Origin of the sequence: Streptomyces sp. NPDC051172, from assembly GCF_040682555.1 — a bacterium.
GTDB lineage: Bacteria > Actinomycetota > Actinomycetes > Streptomycetales > Streptomycetaceae > Streptomyces.
This window is the reverse complement of sequence record NZ_JBFBBE010000006.1, coordinates 94849-115073: the sequence shown is the minus strand read 5'-3', so window position 1 is coordinate 115073 and position 20225 is coordinate 94849. Positions and strand designations below refer to the sequence as shown.

Below are 20225 nucleotides of genomic sequence, written 5' to 3'. Positions count from 1 at the left end.
CGGCTGCGGCCGGAGATGGCAGCGGTGCCGCCGTACGGCGCGGCCCTGATTCCGGTCCGGTGATCCCGTCGGACGGGCCGGCCTCCGGGGTTACGGACCGGAAGCCCGTCATGACGTGGCGTAGTTCCGGTCCGTGTTCGTCGCGCGTACGGCCGCGGCGACGCTGCCGCGGTCCACTACGCCTCGGAATCGGGGAGTCCGTGTCCGAGAGCGCGTGGACCGGTGAGGTCGGCGGGGAAAAGGGGCTCCGCAGGCGGGCACCACTGCGCCGGCGGTTCAACGAGCGGTACTGGCCGCCGGACCGCGGCTGGTACGCGCCGCAACCAGCCGAAGGACGCGCTCGCCGGCAACCCGGGCCATTGTCTGGGCGGGTATCGTCGACGACGCACACGCCGAACAGCTCATCGTCCACCTCGGCAGCCACGCCATGGACAGCGGGGTCCGGCCTCACGACACGGCCCTGGTCCTACCCTGCCGGCTGCTCACCCCAGGCATGGGCGAGCGGAGCACCCCTGCTGCGCTCCGCGCCTTCCTCGGCCGCGGGTTCGGGGGCCGTGAATCTCGACGGCCTGCGGCTCGGCCCGGCGCACCTGCCGCTGTCCTGAGCGCCGCCGCAACCGTCCTGACGGACCATCTGATCGACTACGTACCGGCTCCCGGGGCACCGGCTCCCGGGGCATCGGAAGCGCAGCTCCTTGAACAAGCGATCCGGCTGGATCCCGGCGTACGGCACGTACCGGATCCAGCAGAGCACCTGTCGGGTCCTGAATCCGCACCCCAGCTGAGACGTTTCCGCAGGTCACAGGGGTGCACGGTGGGGCGGGTGGGACTCGAACCCACGGCCGACGGATTATGAGTCCTTTGAGGATCTTGGCGACCCTTGTCGATCAATGCCCATCTTGGACGTTTTCCCAGGTCAGACGAGGTTTGGCGCCTCAGTCCTTCTCGGCCCTTGTCAGTCTTTTCCGGTCCTTGTGTCCAACCTGCGTCCAGAACGCGCGAGGCCCGCCGGAACCTGCGGGAGCCGTGCGAGGCGACTGCCCTCACCGAGGGAACGGTCCCCTTCGCGCTCGCCGATCCGTTGCGGGTGATCCCGGCCTCCATGGCGGGCGGCGCCGTCACCGGTGCCCTGGTCATGACGTTCGGCGCCACCATCAGCTACCCCTTCGGCGGAATCTTCGCCGCCGACCTGATCGGCAAGCCGCTGCTGTTCGCCGTCGCCGTCGGGGCCGGTGTGCTCACCACCATGCTGATCACCCCGGGGCTCGAGAGCCTGCGCCGCGCCGAGCCGGCCACCGAGACCAAGCGGGCCGTCGGCACCCGCCGGAAGGCCGTGGCGCCTGCCGAGCCTGACCGTGGCACCCGCTCGGTACGCGAACCCGCCCCACGGCCCGTCGGAAACGGGAAGACACCGGCCCCCGGGAAGGCCCAGTTGCCGGTTCACGGCTGGGTCCGCTCTGCTCGCTCGCTCATCCCGAGGCGTACGGGTCAGGATCCGGCTCCGGCTCCGGCTCCGGCTCCGGCTCCGGCTCCGGCTCCGGCCCGATCATCGGCCGCCCTCGGCGGACAGCTGGTTCTCCGCCCACCAGGCCGCGATCTGGGCGCGACAGCCGAAGCCGAGCTTGGAGAGGATGTTCGCGACATGGGTGTCCGCGGTGCGCGGCGAGAGGCCGAGTAACCCGGCCGGCGGCCGGTTCGTCATCCCCTTGGCGACCAGAGCGGCGACTTCCCGCTCTCGACGGCTCAGCGGATCCGCGGCGGGCGGCCCGGTGGCCTCGACGTCACTCGCAGTGCTCTCGGCTGTGGTGCCCAGGGCGAAGGCGATGGCACGCGCGGGACTGTCGAAGTCGCCACCTCGCGCGAGGGCCTTCTCGTACTTCGAGGTTCCCAGGGCGCCCGCGACGGTTTCCTCGCACTGCTTGTGGCGCGGACCGAGGGTACTGGTGCACATGCCGGTCGCTCGATACAGCGCCCGTACCGCACCCAGCAGCACCGCCGCGCGCTCGTGCTCACCGCGGATCACCTCGCTCTGGATGGGCACCCCCAGCGCCATGACGGTTCCGGTGTCGTCGTTGAAACCCTGAAGGATCTCCAACACGCTCCGCGTACGCGCGCCAGGGCCCCCTCCTCGTCGCCGTGGGCCCAGAGCGCGAAGCCCAGCGCGGACAGGGCGTATGAACGGTAGAGCTGTTCCCCGTGCCGCTCCGCGATCTCCACCGCTCGCGCGCTGGTCACCAAGGCATCGGGATGGCCCAGCCGGACCTGGACGATGGCCTTCTGGAACAGCCAGAAGAGCTGTTCCGGTCCGTCTCCCGTCAACCGGTGCATGGCCGGGGCCGCGTCAAACAGATGCAGAGCCCCCGCCTCCCGCCGGAAAGAAGCGCGTTCGGTGCGCCGAAGCTGTCGGCCTCGCGCAGTGACCACAGACTGCCGTGCCATCGGCGCGTCCGGGCCGATGGTGCGCAGGAACACCTCGCGGAACGCTGACGGCCGCCGGCCGTGCCGCAGTCAGTCGGCCGACGCGGCGCCGACATCCGCGGGCAGCGGCATCCGGCCGACCCGTCCGCCCTTGCCCCGGCCCACCACCTCGCCGCCGCGCCGGTCCAGGTCCTCCGCGCACAGCCGCGGCACGTCGACCGCCCGCAGACCCGACCGTGCCATCAGCAGCAGAACCGCGAGCTGGTCGGCCGTCCCGGGGTAGTGGCGGGCCCCATCAAGATGGTGAGGTCGCGGTGATGTCGTTGATGCTGGTCGAGGTGATCACCTCGTGCTCGTTTCGGGTGGGGGCACGGCGGACGGCCTCGCGGCCGCTTTCGTCCAAGACGCCGACCAGGCGAACCAGATGGGGGCGTCCACAGCGGTGGACGGCGGAGACGAACGGTTGCGGCCGGCCTGTCCCCAAGGGGACGGACCGGCCGCGAAGGGGTCTACGGGGTCACGGTCACCCCGGGCGCCATTTCGGCGGTCCCGTTGGTGAGCTTCCCGGAGCCGATGGCGCCTTCGGAGCTGACGAAGCGCAGCTCGTGGTTGGTGCCCCCCGCATTGCAGACGGCGAGGAGGAGCGTGGACTGACCTGCCGTGTAGGCGTTCTGGACGAAGGAGGTGATGTCGACGGTGATGTCGCGGCCGTCGACGGGGTTGGTCTGGTGGTTCCCGCCGCCCTCCGCGACGACGGTCGAACCGAGGTTGAAGGTGGCCGACTTCGCGACGGACGAGGTCGTGGCGGTGAAGCTCGGCCGGTTCTGCCAGGTCATCGTGTTGACCGGGCAGGACGTGCCGCCGCCGGTGCAGGTGGTGTCGGTGACGGGTTGTACGAGGAGTTGGTCGGTGTCAGTCGACGGGACCGTCGAATAGCGGTGGCCGACGTAGGTGAGATGGAGTGTCGCCTGGCTCGGTGCCCTGGTGAGGCTGCTGAGGGGGAACTGGATGTAGGAGATCTTCCCGTCTCCGGATCCCGTGGTGTACTGCTCGCCCATCAGGCCGACGCCGGTGTTGCGGGTGATGAGGGTCAGGTCCGCGGAGTTGTTCTTGGTCTGGTCACCGGTCCACGCACCCACCCAGGTGTCGCCGTTGGTGAGGGCGCCGGCCTTGACGTTCTGGGTCTGGCCGTTCGCGTCCGTGTAGGTGGTGGTCAGGGTGCCGATCCCGCTCGGCGCCAGCGGGAACTGGCTGGTGTATTCGACGGGTTGGTTCGCGACGCTGAGGTTGTTCAGCGTCACGTTCGTGGTGCCGTTCAACGTGCTGCTGTTCGTCTTCTGCTGCGAGAACCACACGTTGTCGAGTTGGAAGGTGCTGATCGGGGTCTTGGTGTACGTGTAGGTGGTGCCCGAACCGTCGGGGTTGGGGGCGAGACCGTAGTTCGCCTGGTCGTCGGCGGTGATGGTCTGGGTGGATCCGTTGCCGCCGTTGAGCCTGATCGGTCCCGACGTGTACCGGGAGGTGTCGAACGAGCTGTTCTTGATCACGAAGCTCGAGATGCGCGGGTACGGCTTGGGGCTGTTCTGCGTGAAGATGCCGCCGGCCGGCGCCGATATGGAGTTGAAGTTGTCGAACGTGTAGTTGTTGAGCTTGTATCCCCACGAACTCCATCCGATGCGGATCGAGTTGCCGGCACCGACGGACCAGTTCAGCGTGTTGCTGACCGAGATGTTCTTCGAGTCCGCCTTGTCCCAGTGGTAGGAGTCGAACCCGAGCATGTCGGCCACGGTGTCGTGGGCGCCCACCGCGTTGACGTAACCCTGGATGTCGGGGGTGGAGGTGCCGAGCGCGAAGTTGCCCCACACACCGGTGGCCAGCGGGGTGAATCCGTCGCTGGGGTTGTAGTGGCCGGAGGCGAACGCGTCGTCGTTGCCGAGGGTGAAGACGCCGTTGGCGGTGATGTCCTGGCCGCTGGCGAAGTCCGTCCCGTCGATCCATGGCTGGTTGTACGGGGTGAGTGCCTTGATGTTGTTGAACGTCACGTTGCTGGCAGTGTGGGTCTCGAAGTTCCACTGCTTCGCGTTGCGCACGTAGGTGTCGTTGAACGTGATGGCCGACGAGTGCATGACCATGACGCCGCCCTGGTGCACGCTGCGGTAGGCGTCGTGCGAGTCGGCGCGGTAGTTCGCCACGCCCTGACCGTCGATCATGCCGCGGCCGTCGATCTCGATGTTGCTCGAGTTGATGATCCCGACCGCCGGCTCGAACGCCTCCATGTACGCCTGGATGCGGTTCTTCAGCAGGGCCCCTTCATCGGTGTAGATCTTCAGCTTGCCGCCCTTGAGCTTGCTGCCGTCCACACCGTTGACCAGGAGACCGGACCACGTGTACGTGCCGTTCGGGAAGTAGAGCGTGTTGAGCGCCGTGGGGTTGGCCTCGATGGTGTCGATGGCGGCCTTCAGGGCGAACGTGAGGTCGTCGGCGGCCATCACCCGCACACTCGGGTACCGCACATTGGTGCTGCTCGCGCTCACCAGGGTCCCGGCCGAGGTTTTCTGACCGGCGGGGATGGCGGTGCCGTCGACGGTCTTGCCGGCCATGGAACTCGTCGTCGCCGCGGGAGCCGTCTGAGCCGTGCTGTTCGGGTGCGCCGCCAGGTACTTCGCGGCGAACTGCTGGAAGTTGAGGACACCGGTCTGCAGGTTGACGCCGGAACCGTCCGCCGCGCTCGTGGTGTCCGGGCGCTGCGCCGGGTTTTCCAGAGGGTCGTTGACGACCGCCAGGTAGGGCTGTCCCGCGACGTTGGTCGAGTCGCCGTTGACCATCACGATCGCTTGGTTCAACCCGGCGGCGGCCGACATCTGGAACGTCAGGGTGTGCTGGTCCGCGCTCACCGAGATGCTGCTGGACGGGTAGTAGCGTTCCGGGTAGACGTGCACCGTGTTGATCGTGGTGCTGGGCAGCGTGACCGTGATCGTCGGGGTCCGGGAGTCGGACGCGAAGCGGGCGATGTCGAAGTTGTGACCGTTCGCGGTGTACTGGACAGCCTGGACGGGCGTACCGGCGACTTGCACCTGGTACTTGGTGGCTGCCACGTCCGGGGACGTCGTCGTACCGCCTCCCACGCCCGTCGGTGCGTACGTGTGGACGGTGGTGGCGGCTTGAGCGGGGACGGCGCCGGCGAGCATGAGGCTCGCCGTCGCGATGGTGGCGCTCGCAGCGGCCGCGATGAGGCGTTTCACGAGCGAACCGCGGCGCGCCGGGGCGGGGTTCGGGTCGGCGTCGCCGCCGGCTGGTCTGGTCATGTCTGTCTCTCCTAGGACGAGACCTCTCCAGGTCTGTTCAGGCGCTGGCCGCCTGCTGAAGGGGGCGCGGAGCATGCGCGATGCCGCGGCCGGAGCGCGGCCGTGGCCGTCGCGACCGAGAGGACCACCCCGACGCATCGAGCGCGGGAGCGCGAGGTGACATCGAGTGTTGTTGCGCGGTGGGCCAGGGGGACCCCACTTCGTGGACCGATCCACGGAAGTGGCGTGGCGGGGACGTTACTGCCGCATTTCCGAAACCGTCAATGCTCCGTACACGCCAAGTCCCGGAAACCGTCCCTACCCACTGATCATGGCCTCGCCATGCTCTGTAACGGCTGGATCACGGCCACTACGCAAGGCCTTGCCCTGCCGGGACAGTCGCCCTACAGTGACGCCACTTTCGTGGATCGATAAAAGTTTTGGGAGTCGACGTGGTGACGATGGCGGATGTGGCCGCGAGGGCGGGAGTCACCAAGCAGACCGTCTCCAACGTGGTGTCCGGCAAGAAGGTACGGCCGGAGACCCTGGCGAGGGTGAACGCGGCGATAGCGGAGCTCGGGTACAAGCCGAACCTGGTGGCGCGCTCACTGAGGACCGGCAGCACCTCGACCGTGGGCCTGTTCGTGCCGCGGGTGGCCAACGCGTTCTATTCGGAAGTGGTCGAGGAGGTGGAGAACGTGCTGGTCGGCCATGGGTACAACCTGCTGCTCGCCACGACCCGCGACGACCCCGACTACACCCGGGCCCACCTGGAGAACCTCGCCGCGCGTTCGGTGGACGCACTGCTGGTCGCCGGGGACAACGCCGTCGAACAGCAGTTGCCGATGCTCCTCGAGGCCGCCTTCCCGGTCGCGCTGTGCGCCTGGGAGGGAGACGCGCCCACCACGCTGCCCGTGGTGTCCATCGACTACGAGCACGCCGGGTTACTGGCCGGACGCTACCTGCGGGATCTCGGCCACCGGAACGTCGCGGTGATCGCCGATCTCCCCGCGCACTCGCCGCGCGTACGCGGGTTGCGCCGGGCGTTCGCCGACGACGGGCTGACCATCGACGACCGCCAGGTGTTCGCCTGCACCAGAGACGACGCGGCAGGCGGATTCGCCGCGAGCTCCGCGGCGCTCGAGGCGGACCCGGACGTCACGGCGATCTTCGCCACGCACGACATCCTGGCCGTCGGCGCCATAGAGGCCGTCGTCCGGTCAGGACGGCGGGTCCCCGACGACGTCAGCATCGTCGGCTTCGACGACATCGCCCAGGTCGGACAGATCAAGCCGGCGCTGACCACGGTCACCTTCCCGAAGCGGGAGATGGCGCAGCAGGCCGTCGAACTGCTGCTGCGCGCCGTCGACTCCGGCCGGCCGCCCACCAACGTACTGACGCTGCTCCGCCCGACCCTGACCGTCCGGGACAGCAGCGCCCCACCACCGGCGCGCGGGTAGCAAGCGGCCCCGCCGGACCTGCACACCAGCCCCTGTGAGGCGACGGCCGATCCTGCCTCGCCCCCCGGCCGTCCCCGTTACGAGTTCCGAGAGAAAGCACCTCCACTGATGAAAGACCTCGACCCCGACGCCTACGTCGAAGACCGGTCGCCGGGCACCGGACGGCTGCGGCCGCGCGCCGCATTCGCCACCGACCTGCCCACGATCGCGCTCGACGGCGACTGGAGATTCCGACTGGCGTCAGGGCTCGACGACCTCACCGGGGACTTCGCCGCGCCGGACTTCGACGACACCGCCTGGGACCTGCTCGCCGTACCGTCCTGCTGGCAGATGACCGGCCTGCCCGGCGAGCCGCGTTACGGTGCCCCGGCCTACACCAACATCCTGTACCCGTTCCCGGTCGACCCGCCGCGGGTGCCCCGGGAGAACCCGACCGGCGAGTACCGCCGCGCGTTCGACGTACCGGACGGGTTCCCGGCATCGGCCGCGGTGCTCCGGTTCGAGGGCGTCGACTCCGCGTTCGCGGTGTGGCTCAACGGGATCCGGCTCGGCGACGGCAAGGGCAGCCGGCTGACCACCGAGTTCGACGTCTGTGCCGCTCTGCGGCCCGGCCGGAACGTCCTCGCGGTGCGCGTGCACCAGTGGTCGTCCGGCAGCTACCTGGAGGACCAGGACATGTGGTGGCTGTCCGGGATCTTCCGGTCGGTGTCCGTGGCCGCCCGCGGCGTCGAGGACTTCTTCGTCCACACCTCCTACGACCACACGACCGGGCAGGGCACCCTGGCCGTCGACGTCACCGCCCCCACCCGGGTGTCCCTGTCGGTGCCCGAGCTCGGCATATCCGCCGCCGATCCGGCCGGCCCGCACATGATCGACGGCGTCGAGCCCTGGTCGGACGAGCAGCCGCGCCTCTATGCGGGGGAACTCATCTCCGAAGCCGGGGAGCGGATACCGCTGCGCATCGGCTTCCGCACCGTGGCCGTCGTGGACGGCGTCCTGACCGCGAACGGCCGGCCGATCTCCCTGCGGGGCGTCAACCGCCACGAATGGCATCCGCTGACCGGGCGGACCCTGACCGAGGACACCATGCTGACCGACGTGCTGCTCATGAAGCAGCACAACATCAACGCGGTGCGCACCGCCCACTACCCGCCCGACCACCGCTTCCTGGACCTGTGCGACGAGCACGGCCTGTGGGTGTTCTGCGAGGGCGACCTGGAGACGCACGGCTTCGAACCCGGCGGCTGGCGGCGCAACCCCAGCGACGACCCCGCCTGGCGCGAGGCCTACCTGGACCGGGCCGCGCGGCTGGTGGAACGCGACAAGAACCACCCCTGCGTCATCGTCTGGTCACTGGGCAACGAGTCCGGCACCGGAACCAACCTGGCCGCCGCGGCCGCATGGATCCGACAGCGCGACGACAGCCGCCTGATCCACTACGAGGGCGACTGGGCGAGCTGCGCGTACGTCGACCTGTACTCCCGCATGTACATCGGCGTGGACGAGCTGTCCGCCGTGGGACGCGGCCAGGAGGCACCGACGGCTGATCCGGCCGACGACGCACACCGCCGCGCCCTGCCGGCCGTGCTGTGCGAGTACGGACACGCCATGGGCACCGGCCCCGGCGGGCTGTCCGAGTACCAGCAGGTCGTCGAGGCGCATCCGCGCCTGGCCGGTGGCTTCATCTGGGAGTGGATCGACCACGGGATCGCCCGGCTCACCGGGCAGGAGGACCCCCGCTCGTTCTACGCCTACGGCGGCGACTTCGGCGAAGAGGTCCACGACGGCAATTTCGTCGCCGACGGGCTGCTCCTCCCCGACCGCACGCCGTCCCCGGGCCTGGTCGAGTACAAGAAGGTCGTCGAACCGGTCCGGATCCGCATCCACCCGGCGACTCGGCAGATCGACGTGCACAACCTGCACCACGTCCGCGACAGCGGCTACCTGGACTTCCGTTGGACCGTCGAGGACGGCGGCGAGCCGACGGGTTCCGGCGGCCTCACCGTGCCCGCGACCGCTCCGGGTACGACGACCACCGTCGCCTGGCCCGCCGACGTCACCGCCGCGCTCGACGCGGCACGCAAGAACGACTCCGGCCACGAGGTGTGGCTGACCGTGACCGCGGTGCTCGCCGCCGACGAGACCTGGGCCGGGGCCGGCCACGAGATCGCCTGGGCCCAGGGGCTGGTCGTGGCTCCGGCCGCCGCGCCCGTCCCGTTCACGCCGGCACCGGCGGTCGCCCGCGACGGGTACATCGCACTGGGTCCCGCGCGGTTCGACGCCCGCACCGGGGTGCTGACACGGCTCGGCGACCTGGAGCTCGACGGACCGAGGCTGGACATCTGGCGGGCCCCGGTCGACAACGACCTGCTCAGCGCCTTCGGCGAGCCGCAGGCCGATGCCTGGTTCGCCGCCGGACTGCACCGGATGCGCCACGACGTCCTGAGTGTCGAGCCCGACGTGTCGGGACTCACGGTCATCGCCCGCCTCGCCGCCGCGGGGTCCTCGGCCGGCCTCGGCGTGGTCTACCACTGGGCAGCCTGCGACACACCGCATGCGGGCCAGGCCCGGCTCCGGCTGGAAACCGTCGTCACCCCCGACGGCCCGTGGCCGGTGCCGCTGCCCCGGCTGGGTGTCGCGATGTCGCTGCCCGGCACCGACGCCGACGTCGAGTGGTTCGGCCCCGGTCCCGGTGAGGCGTACCGCGACTCCCGCGCCGCGGCCCGCGTCGGCCGCCACCGGTCGACCGTCTCGGCGATGCAGATCCCTCAGGTCCGCCCGCAGGAGAACGGCAACCGCCACCAAGTCCGCCGCGCCAGGATCACCACCCCGGACGGCACCCTGCTCATCGCCGGCGACCCGGTCATCGACCTGACCGTTCGCCCCTGGAGCACCGAAGCCCTGGCTGCCGCGGCCCACCAGCACGACCTGGTCCGCGACGGTCGACTCCATCTGCACCTCGACCACGCGCACCACGGTCTGGGCAGCGCGGCCTGCGGTCCGGGCCCGTCCGCACCGGACGTCCTGGCCGCGGTCACCACCGCGTTCGGCGTGGAGTTCGGCACCTGCCGGTAGGCGGGCCTTGCCCGCCCGCCCACCGGCCATCCAGCAAGTCCGCCCCTGTCACAGAAGGTTCCTCACATGAACAGCACCACCATACGCACCCGCAGACTCCTGACGATCACCACCGCGGCGCTCCTCGTGGCCGGCCTCGGCGCGTGCAGCAGCACCAAGGGCACCTCCGACAACTCCGAGAAGAGCCAGGCCGGGCCGGTGAAGATGGAGTTCTGGGGCTGGGCCGGCTACGAGAAGATCGTCGACCAGTGGAACGCCTCCCACCCGAACGCCAAGGTCACCTTCAAGAAGATCCCGTCGGGCGGCACGGGCGGCTACACCCAGATCAGCAACGCGATCACCGCCGGCCAGGGCCCGTGCCTGGCCCAGATCGAGTACCAGGCCATCCCGTCCATGCTCGTGAAGAACACGGTCATGGACATCACGAAGTACGCGAGCGCCGACATGGCCAAGTACGCCCCGTCGGCGGTCTCCGCCTCCAGCGTCGGCGGCAAGATCTACGGAATCCCGGTGGACGTCGGCCCGATGGTCCTCTACTACCGCAAGGACCTGTTCGCCAAGTACGGCATCACCAAGCCGCCGGCCACCTGGGCCGAGTACAAGGCCGACGCCGAGAAGGTCGCCGCCGCCGATCCGAGCGTGAAGTTCGGCAACGCGCCCAGCGAGGGCAACGACCTGGCGGCCTACACCCTGCAGACCGGCCAGTCCTGGTACTCGGTCAAGGGCGACAGCTGGACCGTCAGCATCGACAACCCCGGCACCCGCAAGGTCGCCGAATTCTGGGAGGGCCTGAAGGACAAGGGTCTGGTGCAGAAGTCCGGCAACGCCTGGGACCCGAAGTTCGACAAGGCCGCCACCGCCGGCAAGGTGCTGACGTTCGTCAACGCGTCCTGGGCCGCCGGCGGCCTGAAGTCGGACCTGAAGGCGTTGTCCGGCAAGTGGCGGGTCGCCCCGATGCCGACCTGGGAGGCGGGCGACGGCAAGAGCTCCAGCAACGGCGGCTCGGCCACCTCGGTGATGAGCGGGTGCAAGACGCCCCGCGAAGCCGCGCAGTTCGCCGACTTCCTGTCCAGTGACCCGCAGGCCGTGAAGACGGGCATCGAAAGCGGGCTGTACCCGGCGTCGAAGGCCGGGCAGGAAGACCCGTCGCTCACGGGCGGTGACCCGTACTTCGGCGGTCAGAAGGTCGGTGACGTGTACAAGGCCTCCGCCGCGCAGGTGCCCAGCACCTGGACCAACGGCCCGACCTATCAGCAGGTCCAGACGGACCTCACCGGCGCCATGGGCAAGGGCACCCTGCCGGACGCGGTCACCAAGGTCCAGGCCTCGACGGTCGCCGCGATCAAGAAGCTCGGTCTGTCGGTGACCAACGGCTGAGTCAGCGGGACTCCCACCGCCCCGAGGGATCCCCGCGGCGCCCGTACCGGCGCCGCGGGGACCCGCTCCCTGACGACGAACCGCCCAGCGAGGTTTTCCATGAGCAGTCCCAGCAGCACCCGGGCCGCGTCACCGCCGCGACCGGTGCCCGCGGGCAACCCCCGGGTCTCCGCCCCCCGCCGGCCCCGGCGCGCCGGCCGCCGTACCGCGTTGACCGCGTCGGCCTTCCTGGCGCCGTTCGCGGTGCTCTTCCTGACCATGATGGTCGCGCCGATCTGTTACGCGGTCTACCAGAGCTTCTTCACCGTCCACCGCAGCGGGCTGTTCGGCGGTGCGCAGTCCACGCAGTTCGCGGGACTGTCCAACTACACCGCCGCCTTCAGCGACCACGACTTCACCGCGTCGATCGTCCGGGTCGTGCTGCTGGGCTGCGTCCAGGTCCCGGTCATGCTCGGCCTGGCCCTCCTGCTCGCGCTCCTGCTCGACTCCCGCTCGGCCCGGCTGCGGAAGACCTACCGGCTCACGTTCTTCCTGCCCTACGCGCTGCCGGGTGCAATCGCCGCGTTGATGTGGTCCTTCCTCCTGGCGAAAGACCTCTCGCCGTTCACCGGACCGCTGTCCCACCTCGGGATCGACGTCGACTTCCTGTCGCCGTCGTGGGTCCCGTTCTCGATCGGGAACATGATCACGTGGGGCTGGACCGGCTACAACATGCTGATCATCTACTCCGCGCTGCAGACGATCCCGGCGGAGGTGATGGAGGCCGCCGCACTCGACGGCTGCACCGGGTGGCGCCTGGCGTGGGCGGTGAAGATCCCGCTGGTGCGTCCCGCGCTGGTGCTGACCACGATCTTCTCCATCATCGGGACGGCGCAGCTGTACACCGAGCCGGCGGTGCTGGTCAGCGCGCGCATCCCGGGCGTCGACCCGAAGTTCTCCCCGATCATGAACGCGACCCTGGGCATGGACGTGGGCGGCCAGAACCTGGCCGCCGCCGAGTCCGTCGTGCTCGCGCTGATCACCCTCGTGCTCTCGTTCAGCTTTCTCAAGTACAACCAGCGCAAGGGAGCGATGGCATGAGCGTGATCTCGGCCGACCGCCCGACCCGACCGGCCCGCCGCGGCACCGACATGGCGAGCAAGGTCGTCGTCAACGGCATGCTGGGCCTGATGGCCCTGTACACGCTGATCCCGCTGTGGTGGCTGTTCGTCTCCGCGACCAAAGCCTCGGGCTACCTCTATACCGGTACGCCGCTGTGGTTCTCCCACTTCGGCCTGGTCACCAACATCAAGGACGTGTTCAGCTTCGAGGGCGGCATCTTCTCCACCTGGCTCGCCAACAGCGCGCTCTACAGTTTCGTCGGCGCCACCGTCGGCACCCTGCTGTCCGCGATGGCCGGCTACGCGCTCTCCAAGTTCAGCTTTCGCGGCCGGGAAAGCGTGTTCAACGTCGTCCTGGCCTCGGTTCTCATCCCGGCGCCGATGTTCGCCCTGCCGTTGTTCCTGCTCATGGCCAAGCTCGACATCACCAACTCCTACTGGTCGGTGCTGCTGCCCAGCTGTGTCAGCCCGTTCGGCGTCTACCTGTGCCGGATCTTCGCCGCGGCCTCCGTCCCGGACGAACTCCTTGAGGCCGCACGGCTCGACGGAGCAGGCGAACAGCGCACCTTCTTCCGGATCGCCCTGCCGCTGATGTCCCCGGCACTGGTGACCGTCTTCCTGTTCCAGTTCGTCGGCATCTGGAACAACTACCTCCTGCCCTCGCTCATGCTCAACACCCCCTCACTGCAGCCCGTCACGGTGGGCCTGGTGCAGTGGCGCGCGGAGTTCGCCAGCGGAGTGCCGGCGTTGCTGCCGATCACCGGTGCGTTCCTGTCGCTGATCCCCCTGCTCGTCGCCTTCGTCAGTCTCCAGCGGTTCTGGCGCAAGGGCCTGACCGCGGGCGCCGTCAAATAGTCCGCTTCCCACCCCCGTCCCGCACTGCAAAGGACTACCGCATTGCCCCGCGCCCACATCGAACTCGACAGGCGGGCCGTCATCGCCCCCGTCCGTCGCCGCACCTTCGGCTCCTTCGTCGAACACCTCGGCCGCTGCGTGTACACCGGGCTCTACGAGCCGGAACACCCGAGCGCGAACGACGAGGGGTTCCGTATGGACGTCGTCGCGCTCGTCAGGGAGCTCGGAAGCACGACCATCCGCTACCCGGGCGGCAACTTCGTCTCCGGGTTCCGCTGGGAGGACTCGGTCGGCCCGCGTGACAAGCGTCCGGTGCGCCGCGACCTCGCCTGGCACTCGCTGGAGTCGAACCAGGTCGGCCTGGACGAGTTCGCCCGCTGGCTCAAGCTCACCGACTCCGAACTGATGCTCGCGGTGAACCTCGGCACGCGGGGCATCCAGCCCGCCCTGGACCTGCTCGAGTACGCCAACCATCCCTCGGGTACAGCCCTGTCGGACCTGCGTGTCGCCAACGGCACGCCCAAGCCGCACAACGTGCGCATGTGGTGCCTCGGCAACGAGATGGACGGGCCGTGGCAGACCGGCTTCATGACGGCCGACGACTACGGCAAGATCGCCGCCCGTACCGCCGCCGCGATGAAGATGGCCGACAAGGACCTCGAACTCGTCGCCTGCGGCTCGTCCGGGTCCGGCATGCCGACCTTCGGCGACTGGGAACGCACGGTGCTGGAGCACACCTACGACTACGTCGACTACGTGTCCTGCCACGCCTACTACCAGGAGCACGACAGCGACCTCGGCTCCTTCCTCGCCTCGGCGACCGACATGGACTACTTCATCGACACCGTCGTCGCGTCCGCCGACCACGTGGGGTACAAGAAACGCTCCAAGAAGAAGATCAGCATCTCGTTCGACGAGTGGAACGTCTGGTACCAGAAGGAGCACCAGGAGTCCGACGAGGTCAACGACGAGTGGCGGCACACCCCCCGGCAGTTGGAGGACGTCTACTCGGTGGCGGACGCCGTCGTCGTCGGGAACCTGCTGATGACGCTCCTCAAGCACAGCGACCGCGTCACCTCCGCATCGCTCGCGCAACTCGTCAACGTGATCGCGCCGATCATGACCGAGCCCGGCGGCCCCGCCTGGCGGCAGACCACCTTCCACCCGTTCTCGATCACGAGCCGGCTCGCCTCGGGCGAGGTGATCCGGCCCCTGATCCAGGCACCGGTGTACGACACCGCAGGCCACGGTGAGGCATCCGTCATCGACGCCGTCGCGACCGCCGACGAGGACCGGGCCGCGGTCTTCCTCGTCAACCGTGATCTGCACGAGCCCGCGCAGGTCACGATCGATGTCCGGAGCCTCGGCTCGACGCACGTCACGGAGGCGGTCACGCTCGCCGACGCCGACGTGTACGCCAAGAACACGCTCACGGAGCAGAACCGCGTGACCCCGGCCCCGAACACGACCCCGAAGCTCGCCGACGGCGTGCTCACCGTCGAACTGCCACCGGTGTCGTGGACCGCCATCGCGCTTGGCTGAGTACCGCCACCGTTGACGGCGTCCACGGACTGTCCCCTGACGGCTCTGGGGCATGCGTGGGTGGCGCGCCCTGCCCCGGGCCGGCCTCAGGGACGACGGGATCACGGATCCAGTGCTGCACCAACGCTCCCGTGTGGCCGACCGGTTGGGCGCGTTCACCGAGTTCGTCGTGCACACCCCTCAAGGGTCAGGTGATCCGGTGCCGGCCGAGGTGTTGCTGGAGCCGGCGGTTGCCTGCCGTCTCCGCAACCGGCTGCAGTTGAGGTACCGCGACACGGCGGGGCGCCGCAGCAGCCGTGCGGCCGATCCCCACCGGCTCGTCCGCACCCGTAACCGCTGGTATCCGGTCGCGCTCGACGTCGAGCGCGGGCAGTGGCGTACCTTCCGGTGGACCGGGTGGTGGAAGCTCGGCCCACGGGGCAGCCGGTGCGGATCGAGAATCCACCGGACGCCGCGCCCATGGTGGCCGACATGCTGACCAGTGTGACCGGCCAGTGCGGGGTCGGCCGCCACGTCGGCTGTCGCGCGGAAGAACTTCGGCGAGCACCCTCGGCGCGGTGGCGGCCCGCTCGGCAACTCCATGGTGCGATCTGGGACCGTTTTCAGTACGGGCCATTTCTCCCCCAAGCCGACCAACTACGTCGGTAACGGCACGATCCGGACGAGCCCAGTTGCCACCACACGGCGCCCACTCCGGCCACGCCCCCCGACAGAGGGGATGGCTCTGCACCGGAGTACTCCCTTCCGGTTTCCTCGCGTCCAGCCAACGTCCAGAATTTTCAGCCCAGCCAGCCGCAGGAGCCATGTTCCGCAACTTCAACCGCTGCGAACTGGAACATCTGCGCAGGTCAGGGGCGCCCGCACGCCCGACACCGGCAACGAGGCCGAACTCGCGCGCAGCGGATTCAGTCCGTTCAGGCGAAGTTGACGCTCCAACAGGACAAAATGAACGTTTCATCAGGTCAGAGACCTGCACAAGTGGCCCGAAATCGAGGACCTCCCCGAGGCCGTACGCCAGGACCCCGTCTGGGAACGCTCCGGCCACACCAACCCCGGCCGCGACGGCTGCCGCGTTCCCATCCCCTGGTCCGGGCAGAGCACACCCTTCGGCTTCAGTCCCGAGAACGCCTCCGCTGCACCCTGGCTACCGCAGCCATCGAAATGGGGCGAGCGGAGCGTGGAGGCACAGACCGGCGACGAGACATCCATGCTGGAGCTGTACCGCACCGCCCTACAGCTCCGACGCGAGCACCCCGCCCTCGGCGCCGCACCATGACCTGGCTCGACACCCCGTCAGGAGTCCTCGCCTTCCACCGCGACCCCGGTCTCGTGTGTGTCGTCAACCTCTCGACCAAGACATTCCAGCTACCCGACCACACCACGATCCTGCTGGCCAGCGGTCCCTTCCAGGACAGCCGACTGGAACCCGACCACGCGGTCTGGACCAAGAAATAGCAGCCTCCATCGGGAGCACCCCTCAATCCGCCAGGGCCTGTCCGGTGTCCACTCCCCGCCGATCGGCCAGGCCCTGGCCCACACGAACGGTTGCGATCCCGCGCCTTTCACGACGATGCCGCCAGGCAGGGGAGGCGATCTCACCCTCAGGCTCGCCACACAGCTCCGCGACCGCCAACAAATGGAATATACAAAAGATCTTGTATCTTGATATACTCTGCTCGATACACTCAAGCGGAGGAGGCCACCATGAGCCGTACGGTCATCGATCTCGACGACGAGGCGCTGGAAGAGGCAGCCAGAGAGCTCGGCACCTCCACCAAGCGCGACACCATCAACACGGCGCTGCGGGAAGTCACGGCCCGCTACCGGCGCCTGCGGGCACTCGACGAAGCTCGCGAACTGGTGGCCGAGGGCGCTCTGGACGTCAACCTCCTGATGGACAAGCGCGCATACCGCCCCACGAGCGCAGACGCGGCACGCGATGACCGCGACGCCGGAGCGGACGCATGACCGTCGCCGACTACCTCATCGACACCTCCGCCCTCGCCCGCGTCCTCCTCCGCCAGAACACGGCCGAATGGGACGACAGGATCGGCGCCGGCCTCGTCGCGATCTGCGACCTCACCGAACTGGAAGTCCTCTACTCGGCCCGTTCCGCCACGGACCGCACCCGCTTGAAAGCAGCCCTCGACGCCCACTACGCCTGGTGCCCCATGCCCGACGGCGTCTACCGCCGCTCCCGCGTCATCCAGGAACAGCTGACCGCCAAGGGGGAACACCGCAGCGCGGGCCCCGTGGACCTCCTGGTGGCCGCAGCAGCGGAAGAAGCGGGACTCACCCTGCTCCACTACGACCGCGACTTCGAAACCATCGCTCGCACGACAGGTCAGCCGGTCCGCACGATCGACCTCAGGCAGTAGAACTCGCGCGACACCGACGGGCACGGAGCTTCTCCCGACCGGCCGACCGGCGGTCATATCGCGGCGGACTGGGCCGCTTCCGTGCGGGCCGTCCGCCGGCACCCAAGGACACTGGGCAGCACCTGCGGATCCTCGTGTCCAGCCAGCGTCCAGAATTCGACGTCCAGACGCCCGCACAGCCCACCCAAGACGCCGCCCTCCAGCCGTAGGCCCTTACGTCTACGCAGGCCAGAGCGATCCCAACGCACGCTGACGGCAACGGGGTTGAACGCACGAGCAGCGGATTCAGCTCCGTGGAGCAACTTCCTGAATCCGCACACCAGGCGAGACGTTTCCTCAGGTCACAGACCTGCATGGTGGGGCGGGTGGGACTCGAACCCACGGCCGACGGATTATGAGTCCGCTGCTCTAACCGGCTGAGCTACCGCCCCACGGCGGCGTGTCGCGCACATTTGTGCGCGCCGTCTGCCGCAGCATAGCCGCTCATACGATCTCCTGCTTCGGATGGTCGGCTACGCACGCCCATGGAGACTGCACCGCCGCCTGCGCGGTTCCCGCCCACATGAAAAAGGACCCCAAGGGGGTCCTCTTCTGTGCTCCCCCGACTGGACTCGAACCAGTAACCTGCCGGTTAACAGCCGGCTGCTCTGCCAATTGAGCTACGGAGGACCGAGCTCCCCCGACTGGACTCGAACCAGTAACCTGCCGGTTAACAGCCGGCTGCTCTGCCAATTGAGCTACGGAGGAATGCCTCGTTGCATCGAACGTACCTGCCTGGGTATTCGCCAGGGGGCGGGCGCTCGCTGCGACACATACATTAGCGCAAGCAGGGGGGTGCTCCGCCAATCGGTACTCCCCAGGGACGGAAGGGTGGCTCCGCCATGCGCTACAAGCTCACGTTCGTCGTCGGACTGGCTCTGGGTTACGTCCTCGGCACACGTGCCGGTCGCGAGCGCTACGAGCAGCTGAAGAAGTCAGCACGTCAGGTCGCGCAGAACCCGGCCGTCCGCAACACCGCGGAGTCGGCCGCGCAGCAGGGCCGCGAGTTCGCCGGCAAGGCGTACCACGCGGTGAGCGACAAGGTCGGCGACCGCGTCCCCGACTCGGTGGCCCAGCGCGTCCGCTCACTGCGGGAGCGCAACACCAACGGCGCAGCAGAGGACGACTGGGGCACCGGCAACACGTAGAAGCTCACCTGCCACGACGCGCCCGCCCCGGGCGAAGCGCACACACCCCTGTGGCGCAGGACCCATAGAATTTTCGCCATGGGGATAGTCGCCGGGTTGGACAGTGCACCCGATTTCACTCGCATCGTCGTCTGCGACACGGACACGGGCACCGTGCTCAGGCAGGGCTATGCCCCGCATCCGGTGGACGGCGACCGCCCCGCCGACGTCGACCCGCAGGCCTGGCTGCTGTCCCTCGGTGAAGCGGCCGGCGGCGGGCTTCTCGAAGGCGTGCAGGCCATCGGCGTGTCGGCGCAGCAGAACGCGCTCGTGCCGCTGGATGCGCAGGGCGGCACGGTGCGCCCGGCACTGGTCGGCGGCGACAAGCGTGCGCAGGTCGCGGCGGCCGATCTCATCGACGCGCTCGGCGGCCGGGAGGCCTGGGCGCAGGCGGTGGGCTGTGTGCCGCAGGCCGCACAGCCGGTGACCAAGCTGCGCTGGCTCGCCAAGAACGAACCCGATGCAGCCCTGCGCACCGCGATGTTGATGCAGGCCCACGACTGGCTGGTGTGGCAGCTGCTGGGCAGACCGGTCAGGAGGACCACCGACCGGGGCGGCGCCTCCGGGACCGGCTACTGGTCGGCGGCGACCGGCAGCTACCGTTCCGATCTCGTCGAGCTGGCGCTCGGCCACCAGGCGATGCTCCCGGAGGTGATCGGCCCTGCGGACGCCGCCGGTACGACCCCCGAGGGGCTGCTGATCTCCGCCGGGACCGGGGAGACCATGTCCGCCGCCTTCGGCCTTGGCATCGGGCTCGGTGATGCGGTGGTCTCGCTCGGCGCCTCCGGTTCCGTCATGGCCGTACACCCCGAGGCCCTGGTCGACAGCACCGGCATGATCACGTCCCTCGCCGACGCGACCGGCATGCATCTGCCGGTCGTCACCACTCTGAACGCCGTGCGGACCCTGCGCGGGACCGCCGAGCTGCTCGGGCTGCCCGATCTGGAGAGCCTGTCCGAGCTGGCGATGAAGTCGACCCCGGGCGCCCACGGGCTGGTGCTCCTGCCCTATCTGGAGGGTGAGCGGACGCCGAATCTGCCGCACACGGCGGGGTCGATCGCCGGGCTGCGGCGGGAGTCGATGAAGGGCGAGCATCTGGCGCGGGCGGCGTTCGAGGGCATGCTGTGCGGGCTCGCGGACGCGCTGGACGTGCTGCGCGGCCGGGGTGTCGAGGTGCGGCGGATCTTCCTGCTGGGGGCGGCCGCCGAACTGCCCGCCGTGCAGGCGGCGGCGCCCATGCTCTTCGGGGCGCAGGTCGTCGTGCCGCAGCCCGCGGACTATGCGGCGATCGGTGCGGCCCGGCAGGCCGCCTGGGCGCTCGGGGTCTCGCAGGGCACGCTCGATCCGCGCAACCCGCCCGTCTGGCAGGGCGCGAGCGGACAGGTGCTGGAGCCCGGCGACGAGCTGGCGGTGGGGCAGGCGGTACGGCAGCAGTTCGTTTCGGTCAGGGAACAGACACACCCCGGCGCTTTCCGCCCATAAGGCGGTACGGAGCACTGCTGTCGGCTTA

The 20225-nt window shown here is 69.1% G+C and carries 15 protein-coding genes, 3 tRNA genes and 2 pseudogenes; 13 read left to right on the top strand and 7 right to left on the bottom strand.

Annotation, left to right across the window (positions count from 1 at the left end):
* Window positions 1–1033 precede the first annotated feature (1033 nt).
* Window positions 1034–1237, top strand: a pseudogene (locus AB0N07_RS05350) (PTS lactose transporter subunit IIC); the annotation flags it as partial.
* A 309-nt stretch (window positions 1238–1546) separates the two neighbouring features.
* On the opposite strand, the gene AB0N07_RS05345 reads toward AB0N07_RS05350, so the two are convergent.
* From AB0N07_RS05345 to AB0N07_RS05330, 4 genes and pseudogenes are all read right to left on the bottom strand, one after another.
* On the bottom strand, window positions 1547–2095 hold the full coding sequence (locus AB0N07_RS05345; RefSeq protein ID WP_365832269.1) for a helix-turn-helix transcriptional regulator: 549 nt from the start codon (window positions 2093–2095) through the stop codon (window positions 1547–1549).
* A 413-nt stretch (window positions 2096–2508) separates the two neighbouring features.
* Window positions 2509–2661 (bottom strand): hypothetical protein, encoded by a 153-nt coding sequence (locus tag AB0N07_RS05340; RefSeq protein ID WP_365832267.1) that lies wholly within the window; start codon window positions 2659–2661, stop codon window positions 2509–2511.
* A pseudogene (locus AB0N07_RS05335) lies at window positions 2661–2853 on the bottom strand (hypothetical protein); the annotation flags it as partial. The gene AB0N07_RS05340 and the pseudogene AB0N07_RS05335, both read right to left, overlap by 1 nt.
* A 74-nt stretch (window positions 2854–2927) precedes the next feature.
* Entirely contained in the window at window positions 2928–5723 is a 2796-nt protein-coding gene (locus tag AB0N07_RS05330) for a DNRLRE domain-containing protein (protein WP_365832265.1), read from the bottom strand.
* Window positions 5724–6163: 440 nt separating this feature from the next.
* Here AB0N07_RS05330 and AB0N07_RS05325 point away from each other — a divergent pair, with 440 nt between their 5' ends.
* From AB0N07_RS05325 to AB0N07_RS05280, 10 genes are all read left to right on the top strand, one after another.
* On the top strand, window positions 6164–7162 hold the full coding sequence (locus AB0N07_RS05325) for a LacI family DNA-binding transcriptional regulator (protein WP_365832366.1): 999 nt from the start codon (window positions 6164–6166) through the stop codon (window positions 7160–7162).
* 108 nt (window positions 7163–7270) lie between these two features.
* Window positions 7271–10237: a glycoside hydrolase family 2 TIM barrel-domain containing protein gene (locus tag AB0N07_RS05320; protein ID WP_365832263.1), complete on the top strand. Its 2967-nt coding sequence runs from the start codon at window positions 7271–7273 to the stop codon at window positions 10235–10237.
* Window positions 10238–10303: 66 nt separating this feature from the next.
* The gene (locus AB0N07_RS05315) at window positions 10304–11614 is read left to right on the top strand and encodes a sugar ABC transporter substrate-binding protein (RefSeq protein ID WP_365832261.1); all 1311 of its coding nucleotides are present in this window, start codon (window positions 10304–10306) and stop codon (window positions 11612–11614) included.
* A gap of 99 nt (window positions 11615–11713) precedes the next feature.
* The gene (locus tag AB0N07_RS05310; RefSeq protein ID WP_365832259.1) at window positions 11714–12694 is read left to right on the top strand and encodes a sugar ABC transporter permease; all 981 of its coding nucleotides are present in this window, start codon (window positions 11714–11716) and stop codon (window positions 12692–12694) included.
* Window positions 12691–13569, top strand: a complete 879-nt coding sequence (locus AB0N07_RS05305) for a carbohydrate ABC transporter permease (RefSeq protein WP_365832257.1) — start codon at window positions 12691–12693, stop codon at window positions 13567–13569. Before AB0N07_RS05310 ends, AB0N07_RS05305 begins: the two co-directional genes overlap by 4 nt.
* Window positions 13570–13611: 42 nt before the next feature.
* Complete coding sequence (locus AB0N07_RS05300) at window positions 13612–15111, top strand: alpha-L-arabinofuranosidase C-terminal domain-containing protein (RefSeq protein ID WP_365832256.1); 1500 nt, start codon at window positions 13612–13614, stop codon at window positions 15109–15111.
* A 52-nt stretch (window positions 15112–15163) separates the two neighbouring features.
* Entirely contained in the window at window positions 15164–15589 is a 426-nt protein-coding gene (locus tag AB0N07_RS05295; protein ID WP_365832255.1) for a WYL domain-containing protein, read from the top strand.
* Window positions 15590–16383: 794 nt separating this feature from the next.
* Window positions 16384–16566 (top strand): DUF3459 domain-containing protein, encoded by a 183-nt coding sequence (locus AB0N07_RS05290; protein ID WP_365832253.1) that lies wholly within the window; start codon window positions 16384–16386, stop codon window positions 16564–16566.
* A gap of 249 nt (window positions 16567–16815) precedes the next feature.
* Window positions 16816–17079, top strand: coding sequence for a type II toxin-antitoxin system VapB family antitoxin (locus AB0N07_RS05285; RefSeq protein ID WP_365832251.1), 264 nt, complete (start codon window positions 16816–16818; stop codon window positions 17077–17079).
* Entirely contained in the window at window positions 17076–17489 is a 414-nt protein-coding gene (locus AB0N07_RS05280) for a PIN domain nuclease (RefSeq protein WP_365832249.1), read from the top strand. The genes AB0N07_RS05285 and AB0N07_RS05280 overlap by 4 nt, the downstream gene beginning before the upstream one ends.
* 354 nt (window positions 17490–17843) lie before the next feature.
* Here AB0N07_RS05280 and AB0N07_RS05275 read toward each other — a convergent pair.
* From AB0N07_RS05275 to AB0N07_RS05265, 3 genes are all read right to left on the bottom strand, one after another.
* Window positions 17844–17920: transfer RNA gene (locus AB0N07_RS05275), tRNA-Ile, on the bottom strand.
* Window positions 17921–18085: 165 nt separating this feature from the next.
* Window positions 18086–18158 (bottom strand) — tRNA-Asn (locus AB0N07_RS05270).
* Between the two features lie 5 nt (window positions 18159–18163).
* Window positions 18164–18236 (bottom strand) — tRNA-Asn (locus AB0N07_RS05265).
* Between the two features lie 134 nt (window positions 18237–18370).
* Between AB0N07_RS05265 and AB0N07_RS05260 the strand changes: the two genes are divergently transcribed.
* Both AB0N07_RS05260 and AB0N07_RS05255 read left to right on the top strand, forming a co-directional pair.
* Entirely contained in the window at window positions 18371–18676 is a 306-nt protein-coding gene (locus AB0N07_RS05260; protein WP_365832247.1) for a YtxH domain-containing protein, read from the top strand.
* 78 nt (window positions 18677–18754) lie between these two features.
* Window positions 18755–20197: an FGGY family carbohydrate kinase gene (locus AB0N07_RS05255; protein WP_365832245.1), complete on the top strand. Its 1443-nt coding sequence runs from the start codon at window positions 18755–18757 to the stop codon at window positions 20195–20197.
* Window positions 20198–20225: the final 28 nt, after the last annotated feature.